The following is a 12,065-nucleotide window of genomic DNA, read 5'->3' as shown; positions in this document are numbered from 1 at the left end:
GCCCCACCAACCGCGTCGTCCTCCTCCAACGCAGCCAGAACGCCAAGTTCGCCCAGGGCATGTGGGACCTTCCCGTCGGCAAGAGCGAGGCGGGCGAGCCCATCACAGAGACGGCAGTGCGGGAGCTGTGCGAAGGGACCGGTCTGGTCGTGAAGCCGGAAGCCCTGAAGGTCGCCCACATCATCCACGGCGCCTGGGGCGTGGAGGCCCCCAACGGCTTTCTCACCGTGGTCTTCACCGCCCATGAATGGACCGGCGAACCGGAAAACCGCGAACCACGCAAACAGAATCCGAACTTGAACTCGCGAGAGGGCGTTAAGTCCGTTTCTGGTAGCGGCCGCGTCCGGGTTGTTCGAGGGCTCGTCGGTGGGCCGGCCGAGGTGCTCGTGCAGATCGCGGATGCGGAACACCTGCCTGGGGTGCTCGTTGAGCGTGGTCACGATGTGCTGGTAGACGGTGGCGGTCTCCGCGGGGGTTGTTGCGTGGTCGGGAGGGGTGAGGCTGTCGATGACCTTGCGGGTGGCGGTGAGCTCGGCCAGGCGGGTTTCGGTCTCGGCGAGGGTGGTGGTGAGCCGCTCGCGGGCGAGGCACCGGTGTGCAGCCGCTGCCCCGACCGCTCGGGACGGCGAAGCCGCGCCGGGCGAGCAGGGGAACCGATCTCGGCGATCTCCTCGCTGACCGTGGAGCGGCCTATGTCGTACAGTTCGCCAGCGCGGCATGCGGCGGGTTTGTGCGCAGGTGGACGAGGGCGAGTACGACGCGGTCGGTGAAGGCAAGCTCGTGCTTGGGGCCGGCCCCCGCCGCCCTCAGGCGCACGTGGCCCCGCCGCTCGTGCAGCGCCGCTTCGTGCAGAGCACACCACGGCTGGGTCAACTCTTCGATCAAACCGCCGAGATGTTGGCCGGGAACCCGGTGAAGGCAGGATGGGACAAGGCCGTGCGGGCCCACTTCTTGGTTCACACTCGAAGAACCCGGGCGGCCGTCCTCATGTCACGGCCGGACGGCGATCAACTATCGCCGACCGAGTCGTCAGCGTTCGTAGCGGCGGTGGAGGCGGCGCCAGTTGGCGAGGAGTGGGTAGGCAAGGACCTATGGGAACCAAAAGACGCTTGGGCTGGAACGAGGAGCGGACGATAGACGGCGCCGTTTACGCGGTGCTGTCCGTCATCGCCGGCGCACTCGTCCTCATTGGTATATGCGGGTTGTTGCTCGGTGTGAACGCGGATGCGAGCGGCGGCGAGTCTCTGAAGTGCGGGACCGCCGTCACTGGCGTGGAAGGCGCCATCACTTATGACGCCGTGCAGGCGGGTCTGCCGGAGCGTGCCGTGGACGCTCGTGCTGCGGCATGTGAATCGGCGATCAACACGCGCCGCATGTGGGCGTGGCCGGCCACCGGGGCGGGCGCAGTCGGCTGTTTGGTGCTCGTCTACCTGGTGCCCTTCGTACGCCCGAAGCCCGACTGGGCCTTCTCGGAGGTGCGCGGTATCCACCGTTGAGCCTCAGCGAGCCACGACATAACGCCGCACCTATTGCCGCTCATAGGGCGTCAAGTCCGTTTCTGGTAGCGGCCGCGGCCGGGTTGTTCGAGGAGTCCTTGGCGGACGAGTCGTCCCAGGCGGGAGCGGGTGACGTTGTCAGCTGGGACAGGGTCACCGCGCACCTCGGGTTGAACTGGCCGTTCACCAAGGAGAGTTGGAGGTGGCCCGCCTTGTGGGCGGGGAGCGGAACCGCTATCAGCACGCCCCCGGGCGTACGCCCCAGCCTTGATCGGCTACACCATGGCGGGACGCCATCCGGGACGTCGATGCGGTGACGTCGATGCGGTGTGCGGACTGGCCGATGAGGAAGTGGAGTCCGCAGCAGCTTGTGCGCCGGTATGGAAACGGTCTGCTGGCGGCGGAAGTTGACGCTGCTGGCGTCCGTCCGCAATGTCGCTTCCGATGTCACCGAAGTGGTCGGAGGTGGCGGCGACGTCGAACCGCCCACGGTAAGCGCGAACTTCGCGGCCGACGCGACGATGTACTCCTGATCGCAGGTAATCCCTTGAGAAGCGGCGGCGCGTCTGCCAGCGAACTCGTCCCAGAGGGCATCGCGCGCATGATCGCCGTGCCGGGGGATCGGCTGGTTCCGCGTCGACCACTTCAGGCCCGGCTGGGCAAACGCTTTCCATCTGATGCAAACATGTTCTTTGGTATAGACCTTGACGGTAAATCAACAGGACTTCACACTGGCGCACAATCCTCCACGGACAATTCGGCGTGGCGCGTGCGAGAGCTCTCCGAAGCTGTCCTCATCCCCCACTGGAGAAGGACGACGCTGTGCAACGAAGCTTGAGACATCTCCTGCCGTTGTGGCTGATAGCGCTTGTAGCCGGCGTGGCCGGACGGTCGACGGGATCGGTGCGATCAGCAGTGCCGGGGCAACTCCCGGCTGCTGCGGGACCATCCAGCCGCTCAGCAGTCGCAGATCCTCAGTGGCGGGTGCGTTGCGAGGGCAGCGTGGTCAACGTCGGACCCGGCAAGTGCCTGGATGCGGTTGAGCACGGGACAGCCAACAGCGCCCCGCTGGAGATCGGGACCTGCACCGGCGGCGCCCACCAGATCTGGCGGCCGTCCTAGCCACCCCTGCCCCCCCCGCCGGGCCGTACGCCCCCCCACACCTGCCCACGGCCCGGCGGGCTCCCAACCCGGCATCGCCTGCGGCACCGCCAAACGACACACCGACCGACCTGTGGGGCCGCAACGGCGGCGCCGACCAGCAGTGGACCACCCCCTGGCCAGGCGGGGATCCGGGGCAGGGCACAACCCGGATCCCTGTCATCTGACGATCGCTTCACGGCCCGTCGTCACCTCCACTCACCTCGATGAAGGACGCCCATGTCCATCAATCCGCCCAGACGCCTGCTGCAACGCTGTCTGCTGGCACTGCTGCTGCCCCTGGCTCTCGTGGTCCTGCCGGCGCACACAGCGGCCGCGGCCACCGGCTGGACCGTCACCGGCCCGTCCGCAGGCTCCCCGACGGCGGCGCAGGTCACGCTGAACGACGACGGCACGCTCACCTTCGCCGCATCGAGCCACGGCCAGACCGTCCTGTCACCGTCCCCGATCGGGATCCGCACCAGCGCCGCCGACCTGACGACAAACCTGACGTTCCTGCAGCGCAGTGACCGGACGGTCACCGAGTCGTACACGATGACCACGGGCAAACAGCGCAGCCGGCAGACTGCCTACACCGAGACGACCCTGTCCTTCTCGGGCACCGGCGGTGCCCGGCTCGACGTCGTGGTCCGTGCCTCGGACACCGGTGTGGCCTACCGTTACGTGCTGCCGGGCAGCGGATCGGTGACCGTGACCGGTGAGGCGTCGTCGTGGACGGTCCCGGCCTCGGCCAACGCATGGCTCGTGCCGCCCGACCGCGAGGACCAGGGCCAGTGGTTCGCCACCACCGCCGGTGGCGCTCCCACCAACACCTACCATCAGCCCGCGCTGTTCCAGATCGGCAACGCGTACGCGCTTGTGGCCGAGACGGACCTCGATGGCCGGTACGCGGCCTCCTACCTGTCCCACACGTCCGGCTCCGCCACCTACACCGCCCAGCTGGAGGGCGGGATCACCACCACGCTGCCGCTTTCGACGCCGTGGCGCACCGCGGCACTGGGCGACCTGGCGAGCGTCACCCAGTCCACGATCACCGACGACCTGGCCGCGCCCTCAAAGGTCTCCGACACCTCCTGGATCAAGCCCGGCACCGTCGCCTGGTCCTGGCTGAGCGAACACAGCAGCCCGTCCAGCGAGGCCCGGCAGAAGCAGTACGTCGACTTCGCCCAGCGTCACGGCTGGGGCTACGTCCTCATCGACGAGGGCTGGTCCTCGTCCTGGGTGCCGGACATCGTGTCCTACGCCAAGGCCAGAGGCGTACAGGTCATCCTGTGGTTCAACTCCTCGGACCTGCACACCGCGGCGCAGCGCGACCAGTGGCTGCCGCAGGTCAAGAACTGGGGAGTGGCCGGGGTGAAGATCGACTTCATCGATGAGTACTCCCAGCCGACCCTGCAGTGGTACGACGCCGTACTCGCCCAGACCGCGAACCTGAAGCTCATGGTCAACTTTCACGGCACCGCCATGCCGCGCGGAATGCAGCGCACCTGGCCGCAAGTGGTCGCCGCCGAGGCGGTGTACGGCTCGGAACAGTTCCACAACCGCGCCGCCTTCGACACCATCCTGCCCTACACCCGAAACGTGATCTCCAGCATGGACTTCACCCCCGTGGTGTTCAGCATGACCAGCCGTGACACCACCGACGCCCACGAACTGGCCACCTCCGTCGTGTTCGAGTCGGGCTGGCAGCACTTCGCCGACAGCCCCGAAAGCTACGAGGCACACCCCGAGGCGCTGCGCATCCTCGACCAGCTCCCCGCCGCCTGGGACGAGACGCGCCTGCTCGGCGGCAGCCCCGGCAAGGAGGCGTACCTGGCCCGTCGCGTCGGCGGGCGCTGGTACGTCGGTGGCATCTCCGCAGGGTCCGCCAGGACTTATCAGACGCCACTGTCCTTCCTCGGCTCCGGGCAGTGGCTGGCCGAGACCGTTCGCGACGGCTCCGGAGGCCTGACCCACGAGACCCGCGTCGTCACCAACGCCGACACCCTGTCCGTGGCGGAGGCTGCCAACGGCGGCTTCGTGACGGCACTGTGCCCCTACACGTCCGGCATGTCGACCTGCTCCCCCAAGGGCCAGGCCGGCGCGCTGAAGGGAAGCCAGTCCGGTCTGTGCGCGGACGTGCCGGGGGCGAGCCGGACCAACGGCACGCAGGTGGCGCTGTGGGACTGCCAGGGCCAGGCCAACCAGACCTGGACCGCCTCCCCGACCGGGCAGTTGACGGTCTACGGCGGTGCGAAGTGCCTTGACGTCAAGGGCGGCGCCACGTCCGACGGTACGGCCGTGCAGATCTACGACTGCAACAATTCCGCGGGCCAGCGGTGGACCGTGGGCAGCGACGGCACGGTGGTGAACCCCGACTCGGGCAAGTGTCTGAACGCCGCCGGGGGCGGCACCACCCCCGGCACCCTGCTGCAGATCTGGACCTGCAACGGCGGCCCTGACCAGACCTGGTACCGCGCCAACACCCCCGGCGCCTACAAGGGGAAGGGGTCCGGCCGCTGCCTGGACCTGCCCGGCGGCAACCAGGCAAGCGGCACCCGCCCGGTGCTGTGGGACTGCAATGGCGGCACCAACCAGACCTGGTTCTCCACGGTGAGCGGTGAACTGACCGTCTTTGCCAACCGTTGCCTGGAGGCCGCCGGAGGAGCCACCGCCAACGGCACCGCGGTACAGATCCACGACTGCAACGACACCTACGGCCAGAAGTGGCGGGTCCGCTCCGACGGCACGGTCGTCAACCTCGGTTCCGGTACCTGCCTGGACGCGGTCGACGCCGGCACGGCCAACGGCACCCAGCTGCAGCTGTGGACCTGCAATGGCGGCGCCAACCAGGTGTGGACCAGAAGCTGACCGCCCGTGCACTCGACCGGAGCCCCGTCCATGCGGTGTACCCGGCCCGCACTTCACCAGCCCGAAGGAATCCGGATGAGATCACCGTTCACGGCGACCGGCGGAGCCGAGCGTCGTGTCGCACGCAGCCTGGCGCTGGGACTGACCGCTCTCCTGCTGGCCGTCGCGACCCTTGCAGGATTTCCGCATCCCGTGCAGGCCGCATCGGCGAGCGTCGGAGCGTACCCGGTCGCGTCGATCTACCCGTCGTCGACGGACTACACGCTCACCGTCAACGGAACGGCTGTCCCCGTCACCAAGTACCCGGGGTACGACATCGCCCAGTTCGCCCTGGGAAGCGGTACCGCCACCATGGCGGTGACCAAGACCAACAAGACCAACATCGGCTCGTACAGCATCAGTCCGCAAAAGCTGAACATCAGCGGGGCGGTCAGCGGCCCCACCCTGACCTTCACCGTGCAGCACGACGACTACCTGATCGTCAAGCTCGACGGCCGCCCCAACCTGGTGATCGCAGCCGACCCGGCGGAGTCCGGCCGTCCGTCGTCCGGCGGCACCGGGATCTTCAACGTGCAAAGCGCCCCGTACAACGTGCAGCCGAACACCGGCGCCTACACCACGACGGCCTTCCAGACCGCACTGGACGACGCCGCCGCGTGGGGCACCAAGAACGGCGGACAGGGCATCGTCTACGTGCCGGCCGGTGTCTACACGCTGGGCAACCTGTACCTGCGGAGCAACCTCGCCCTCTACCTGGCCCCCGGTGCGGTGCTCCGCTACACCGGAGAGGCCGACCACTATGTGGTGGGCGGGCACAAGAACTCCCAGGGGCGTGACCTCACCTGGTTCATCTCCACCCGCTATTCGTCGTCGAACATCAAGATCTACGGCCGGGGGATCATCGACGGCAACGGAGCGGCCTCGCTCAAGCCCAGCAACCTGGGCGTGAATCTCCTCATGCCCATCTACACCGACGGATTCACGGTCGACGGCATCACGTTCCGGGAGTCGAGCAGCTGGGCGGTCATCCCCTTGCGTTCCTCGAATCTGACGTTCCGCAACGTCAAGTTCTTCAACAGGTTCGACATGGGCGAGAACGACGGGATCGACGTCACCGAGTCCACGAACGTCACCGTCACCCACGCGATCGGCATCGGTCTCGACGACCCGTTCAGCACCAAGACCTGGGGCGACGTCGCCGACATCTACAAGTCCGTCCCCGGCACCGCACGCCCGTTGAAGAACGTCACCTTCGACGACCTCGTCTCCTGGACCTACTGCTACGGAGTCAAGGCGGGCCAGGGCGTCATCCAGCCGCAGGACGACGTCACGTTCAAGCACGTCGTCGTCTACGACGCCGCCGTTGGCATCGGCGTCCACCACAAGTACGGAGCGTCGAGCGCCACGAACATCCGCTTCGACGACATCGACATCGAGCGGCTGGACTTCACCAACGACGGCAACCGGACGTGGCTGGCGCTGATGACCGGAAACACCCAGGGCGTCGGTCCGGTCACGGGTGTCAGCATCTCGAACGTAAAGGTCCGCAACGCCGGTACCACGGCCGCGCGCATCAACGGCCAGCCCGGTGCCCCCATCACCGGGGTCACCCTGAACAACATCGTGATGCCGACAAGCACCACCGCCGCGACCACGCTCGGTCAGATGAATCTCACCAACCTCTCGGACTACGGCCCCGTCACGATCACGCCGTAGACGCGTACTGCTCGAGTGTCGATCTCCCACCTGCCACCGCGCCGCTGCGCACACACCCACGGCAGCCGGATGGGCTTCGGCCGGGTCTCCGGCCCGGTCCTCACCGACTGACGGCGCACGGCGCGGCGTGATCCCCACCAGAAACCGAGGAGAACCCATGAGAACCCCCGTCATACTCCGCAGAACGATGGCCGCAGTGGCCGCTGCGCTGGTCCTGACCGCGTGGCCGGCCCTCACGCCCGGAGGTGCGGACGCGCAGGCCGCCGTGCCCAGCACTCTCCAGCTCACCATCAGCAACAACTCCGGCCGTACGGACCCGTTGTACATCTACAACCTCGGTAGCCTGCTCACCGTCAATCCCAACCCGCAGGGCTGGGCCGACGCGAGCGGAACGTTCCACCAGTGGCCGACGGGCTCCATTCCCCCCATCCCGGCACCCGACGCGTCCATCCCCGGTCCCGCCAACGGCCAGACCATGACGATCAACATTCCGCGCTTCTCCGGCCGCATCTACTTCTCCTTCGGCCAGAAGCTGGACTTCAGGCTGGCCTCGGGCGGCCTGGTGCAGCCGGCGGTGCAGAATCCCTCCGACCCCAACCGCAACATCCTGTTCAACTGGTCGGAGTACACGCTGGACGACACCGGCCTGTACATCAACAGCACGCAGGTCGACATGTTCTCCGCCCCGTACGCGGTCGGTGTGAAGAACACCTCCGGCACCGTCAAGAACACCGGCCACCTCAAGCCCGGCGGCTACAACAACTTCTTCAACGCCCTCAAGGGCCAGCCCGGCGGCTGGGGCAACCTCATCCAGACCCGCTCCGACGGCACCATCCTGCGCGCCCTCTCGCCCGCCCACGGTCTGGAGACCGGCGCGCTGCCCGCCTCGACCATGGACGACTACGTCAACCGGGTCTGGCAGAAGTACAGCACCTCGACCCTGACCGTGACGCCCTTCGCCAACGAGCCCAACAACAAGTTCTACGGCCGGGTGTCGGGCAACACCATGAACTTCACCGACGGTTCGGGCGCGGTCGTCACCAGCTTCCAGAAGCCGGACACCGACAGCATCTTCGGCTGCCACAAGCTCCTCGACGCCCCCAACGACCGCGTTCGTGGGGCCATCTCCCGCACCCTGTGCGCCGGCTTCAACCGCTCCACCCTGCTCACCAGCAGCAACCAGCCTGACAACAATTCAGCCGACTTCTACAAGGATGTGGTCACCAACCACTACTCCCGCAAGATCCACGCCCAGATGGCCGACGGCAAAGCCTACGGTTTCGCCTTCGACGACGTCGGCAACTTCGAGTCCCTGGTCAGCGACTCCAACCCGCAGACGGCATACCTGACCCTCGATCCCTTCAACTAGCCGCGGCCCCGCCGGCTCTTTCCCCTGACGGTGGCACGACGAACACGCGGTCAGGGGCCCACGAGAGTGGGCCCCTGACCGCGTTTCGCTGTGTCTGGTGGACACGTTCCGGGGACCGCGGGTCGTCAGCACACGCCCCCCGGGCGTACGCCCCAGCGCCTCGACCCAGCCGGGCCGGGTCAGGGGTGCGAGGGCGCCGATCAGGATGGCTGAGGTGGTGGGGCGTTCTGCTCCGGTGCGCGATGGCGGTGCGTTCATAAGTGTGAGTCTCCCCGTGAGTGTGAGTCCCCCCCCGTGTCGGCATATGGGCGCGAGACCGTCAGACCCGCTCCGGCCGGGCCCCGCGCATGTTCTCCGGCTCCGTGTCCGCAGGCCCCGGCAAGGGCAGCTGTCGGATCGCCCGGTCCGAGACGCGGGCCATCAGCGCCGCCGCGAAGCGGTCCGCGCGCAGGACGCGGAAGGGGCGGGAGTGGTACGGGCGGGTCGTGGGGTCGATCCGGTCCGTGAGGCGGAGCTGGTTGTGCAGGCCGGCGACCGTCTCGTAGGCCGCGGCGAGATGGGTCTCGCGGGTTCGCCAGTCCGTTGCCGTCAGGGCTGCTGTGAGGACCGGGGTGAGGCGGTCGCCCGCCGAGGTGCGGGCGAAGGCGCTGCCGAGCCATTTGCCGTACGGCGGGTAGCGGCGGTCCATGAGGAGGCACAGGCGCATCAGGTCGCGGGCCAGGCGGGCGGCGACGACGGCCGAGCCGAGTTCGTCGCCGACCTCGCCGCAGCGGCCGACGAAGGCCTCCTCGTGGGCGATGCGCTGCCACTGGCAGGCCAGGACATAGAGCCACAGGTCGTGGGGGTACCAGCGCAGGGCGGCGCGGGCGGGGGCCAGGGCGTGCAGGCCGTCGTGGAAGACGGCTCCGGCGGTGATCTCGGCGAGGCGTTGGGTGGGGGTGCCGAGCCAGTCGGCGGCGGTGATGGCGGACGTCGGGTCGAAGCCGAGGGTGTCGGTGAACCAGGAGGAGACGTGGGTGATCTCGACGCGGTGGTGGACGGGTCCCGCGGTGGCGCGCATGACGCGGATGTCGCGGGTCTCGCCGGTCGGGGCGAAGTTCGTGGGATAGCCGTGGAAGGTCTTCGGGAGGTGCTGGGCGAGGACGTGTCTGATACGACCCGCGTGGCGGGAGACGTCCCGGGAGCGGAGGAAGACCTGGAGGCGCGGGCCCCATTCGTGGTCGGCGGAACGCGGGGTGTCGTAGCCGAGGACCTCGGAGCCCGGGCCGATGCGCGCGGCGGTGTGGGGGATGCCGGGGGCGGCCTCCTCCAGTAAGGGGCCCACGGCTTCGGCGTAGAAGCGGCGGGAGAGTTCGAGGCCGGGGAGGAAGGCGGGGGTGCCGGGGCGGGTGATGCTCATGTCAGTGAGCCGTGCCCATTCAGTGAGTCGGCATGCGCGAGACCTTCACGAGGGCCTCGTCGGTCAGGCGGTACACCGTCCACTCGTCCTGGGGACGGGCGCCGAGGGACTCGTAGAAGTCGATCGCAGGGGTGTTCCAGTTCAGGACGGACCATTCCAGGCGCTGGTAGCCGCGTTCGACGCAGATGCGGGCGAGTTCGGTGAGGAGTGCCTTGCCGTGGCCGCCGCCGCGGGCGCCGGGGCGGACGTAGAGGTCCTCCAGGTGGATGCCGTGGACGCCGCGCCAGGTGGAGAAGTTGAGGAACCAGATGGCGTAGCCGATCACCGAGTCCGTGGAGTCGGTCGCCACGTGGGCGTGGGCGGCGGGGTGGGTGCCGAACAACGCCTCGTGGAGCTGTTCCTCGGTCGCGCGGACCTCGTCCAGCGCCTTTTCGTAGTCGGCGAGTTCGCGGATCAGGGTGTGGATGACCGGGACGTCGGCGGGAGTTGCGGGGCGAATCACGGTTGTCGGCTCCGGTGGGTGCGCAGGCGGTGGGCGATCTCGACATGGTGGGGTGCCAGGGGGCGGCTGTCCCAGATGGCGTTCTGGAGGAGTCGTCCCAGGGTCCAGGCACGCGCGCGTGCGCGGTCCAGGCCGAGTACGTCGGTCATGGCGTCGAAGCGCCAGGTGATCTCGTCGGCGTCGAAGCGGTTGTCGAGGGCGGGCCAGAGTTCGAACCCGGGGTCGCCGGCGAGGGGTTTGGGGTCGATGGCGAGCCAGGGGGCGCGGTCGGAGGCGAGGACGTTGTCGTAGTGCAGGTCCCAGTGCAGGAGTCGGTCGCCGGGTTCGTCGGCGACTTCGCGTACGGCGGCCGCGCAGTCGGCGACCAGGCGGCGGCTCTGCGGATCGGGGATTCGCTTCAGGGCTGCCGGGGTCTCGTCCCTCATGGCCCGCGCGATGTCGCCGAGTCGACGCATCCCGGTGGGGGCGGGCCCCGCGGTCAGGTGGGCGAGCAGTCCGGCGATGACGAGGACGGCCTCGCGGGTGTCGGGCAGGGCGGACAGCATGCGGGTGGAGTCGAGGCGTTCCAGGAGCATGGTGTGGGTGACCGGGTCGTGGTCGAGGAGGCGGACCGCGCCGTCGCCGTCCCAGACGCGCAGGGCGACGGGCTCGCCGGCGCTCTCCTCGTCGCGGAGTTGCAGCTTCAGGACCGCCGGGGTGCCGTCGTTCAGGACGACCGGCAGGACCAGTGCGGTGACCCCGTGCATGGGCGAGCCGTCCGGTCTGAGCTGCCAGCGCTCCAGGAACTCGGCGACGAGCGCGGGCAGTCCGGCGATGAACTCCCGTCCTTTGTCGCCGTTGTGAAGCTCCTGTGTCGCCGCCAGTTCCGCCGGGATGTCGATCACGTGCCGGACCCTACTCGCGTGCGTGAATCGCCTCATGCGAATTAACCGGGGTGTCCACAGGGTGCGGGCGTACGTCCGCAGCGCCCCCGGCACCTATGTGTGGCTGGCGGTCCTCTTCGTGACGACGGTGGCGTTGCACCACATGTCGCCGGAGTTCGAGGAGGAGTTCCTACGGCAGCGTTCGACCAACATCCATGAGTTGTCGAGCAATCCGCTGCGGGTGCTGGTCGCCAGCGCGATGTGGATCGACAGCGGGCACTGGCTGCCGTACGTCGTCCTCTACTCCCTCTTCCACGCGCCGGCCGAGCGGTGGCTGGGCACGGCGCGCTGGCTGGCGGTGTGCGCGGCGGCGCATGTGCTGGCCACGCTGATCAGCGAGGGGGCGCTGCTGTGGGGGATCCGGCACGGGATGGCGCCCGCGTCGTCGGTCAACACGCTGGACATCGGGGTGAGTTACGCGCTGGCCGGGGTGATCGCGGTGCTGGTGTACCGGATTCCGGCGCCCTGGCGGTACGGCTACGGGTTCGCCGTTCTCGTCGTGTACACGGTGCCGCTGGTGACCGGGCGGGCCTTCACCGACCTCGGCCACTTCACCTCCGTACTGATCGGGTTCGGGTGCTATCCGTTGGTCAGGGGGCGGGAAAGAACACGGAATCCGAAGGAGACAGCTACCGCGTCGGCGGGCTAA

10 protein-coding genes and 1 pseudogene are annotated in these 12,065 nt (G+C 68.4%); 7 read left to right on the top strand and 4 right to left on the bottom strand.

Going from position 1 to position 12,065, the window contains the following annotated elements; all coding sequences use genetic code 11:
- Positions 1–5: 5 nt before the first annotated feature.
- Both ACI2L1_RS07320 and ACI2L1_RS07315 read left to right on the top strand, forming a co-directional pair.
- Positions 6–290 (top strand): annotated as a pseudogene (locus ACI2L1_RS07320) (NUDIX domain-containing protein); the annotation flags it as partial.
- A gap of 819 nt (positions 291–1,109) precedes the next feature.
- A complete protein-coding gene (locus tag ACI2L1_RS07315; RefSeq protein ID WP_404738332.1) occupies positions 1,110–1,496 on the top strand; it encodes a hypothetical protein in 387 nt (128 codons plus the stop codon).
- Between the two features lie 40 nt (positions 1,497–1,536).
- Here ACI2L1_RS07315 and ACI2L1_RS07310 read toward each other — a convergent pair whose 3' ends face one another.
- Entirely contained in the window at positions 1,537–1,740 is a 204-nt protein-coding gene (locus ACI2L1_RS07310) for a hypothetical protein (protein WP_404738331.1), read from the bottom strand.
- A 518-nt stretch (positions 1,741–2,258) separates the two neighbouring features.
- On the opposite strand from ACI2L1_RS07310, the gene ACI2L1_RS07305 reads away from it, so the two are divergent.
- The 4 genes from ACI2L1_RS07305 to ACI2L1_RS07290 all read left to right on the top strand — a co-directional run bounded on the left by ACI2L1_RS07305 (position 2,259) and on the right by ACI2L1_RS07290 (position 8,592).
- Positions 2,259–2,618, top strand: coding sequence for an RICIN domain-containing protein (locus ACI2L1_RS07305; RefSeq protein WP_404738330.1), 360 nt, complete (start codon positions 2,259–2,261; stop codon positions 2,616–2,618).
- Positions 2,619–2,876: 258 nt separating this feature from the next.
- Entirely contained in the window at positions 2,877–5,507 is a 2,631-nt protein-coding gene (locus ACI2L1_RS07300) for a glycoside hydrolase family 97 catalytic domain-containing protein (RefSeq protein WP_404738329.1), read from the top strand.
- A gap of 75 nt (positions 5,508–5,582) precedes the next feature.
- The gene (locus ACI2L1_RS07295; protein WP_404738328.1) at positions 5,583–7,223 is read left to right on the top strand and encodes a glycosyl hydrolase family 28 protein; all 1,641 of its coding nucleotides are present in this window, start codon (positions 5,583–5,585) and stop codon (positions 7,221–7,223) included.
- 157 nt (positions 7,224–7,380) lie between these two features.
- The gene (locus ACI2L1_RS07290) at positions 7,381–8,592 is read left to right on the top strand and encodes a glycoside hydrolase family 64 protein (RefSeq protein ID WP_404738327.1); all 1,212 of its coding nucleotides are present in this window, start codon (positions 7,381–7,383) and stop codon (positions 8,590–8,592) included.
- Between the two features lie 319 nt (positions 8,593–8,911).
- On the opposite strand, the gene ACI2L1_RS07285 is transcribed toward ACI2L1_RS07290, so the two are convergent.
- Genes ACI2L1_RS07285 through ACI2L1_RS07275 form a run of 3 tightly spaced genes read right to left on the bottom strand, consistent with a single transcriptional unit; the run spans position 8,912 to position 11,413 of the window.
- Entirely contained in the window at positions 8,912–9,991 is a 1,080-nt protein-coding gene (locus tag ACI2L1_RS07285; protein ID WP_404738326.1) for a DUF4037 domain-containing protein, read from the bottom strand.
- 19 nt (positions 9,992–10,010) lie between these two features.
- A complete protein-coding gene (locus ACI2L1_RS07280) occupies positions 10,011–10,493 on the bottom strand; it encodes a GNAT family N-acetyltransferase (protein WP_404738325.1) in 483 nt (160 codons plus the stop codon).
- A complete protein-coding gene (locus ACI2L1_RS07275) occupies positions 10,490–11,413 on the bottom strand; it encodes an aminoglycoside phosphotransferase family protein (RefSeq protein WP_404738324.1) in 924 nt (307 codons plus the stop codon). Before ACI2L1_RS07275 ends, ACI2L1_RS07280 begins: the two co-directional genes overlap by 4 nt.
- Here ACI2L1_RS07275 and ACI2L1_RS07270 point away from each other — a divergent pair.
- Positions 11,412–12,065: a rhomboid-like protein gene (locus ACI2L1_RS07270; protein ID WP_404738323.1), complete on the top strand. Its 654-nt coding sequence runs from the start codon at positions 11,412–11,414 to the stop codon at positions 12,063–12,065. The two genes, ACI2L1_RS07275 and ACI2L1_RS07270, sit on opposite strands and share 2 nt — an antisense overlap.

Source organism: Streptomyces sp. NPDC019531, assembly GCF_044903305.1.
Classification (GTDB): Bacteria; Actinomycetota; Actinomycetes; order Streptomycetales; family Streptomycetaceae; genus Streptomyces.
This window is presented reverse-complemented; position numbering and strand designations above follow the sequence as displayed.

Coding starts and splice junctions, on each gene's coding strand:
- ACI2L1_RS07300 (WP_404738329.1), top strand. CDS start 2,877: ATGTCCATCAATCCGCCCAGACGCCTGCTGCAACGCTGTCTGCTGGCA.
- ACI2L1_RS07295 (WP_404738328.1), top strand. CDS start 5,583: ATGAGATCACCGTTCACGGCGACCGGCGGAGCCGAGCGTCGTGTCGCA.
- ACI2L1_RS07290 (WP_404738327.1), top strand. CDS start 7,381: ATGAGAACCCCCGTCATACTCCGCAGAACGATGGCCGCAGTGGCCGCT.
- ACI2L1_RS07285 (WP_404738326.1), bottom strand. CDS start 9,991: ATGAGCATCACCCGCCCCGGCACCCCCGCCTTCCTCCCCGGCCTCGAA.
- ACI2L1_RS07270 (WP_404738323.1), top strand. CDS start 11,412: ATGCGAATTAACCGGGGTGTCCACAGGGTGCGGGCGTACGTCCGCAGC.
- ACI2L1_RS07275 (WP_404738324.1), bottom strand. CDS start 11,413: ATGAGGCGATTCACGCACGCGAGTAGGGTCCGGCACGTGATCGACATC.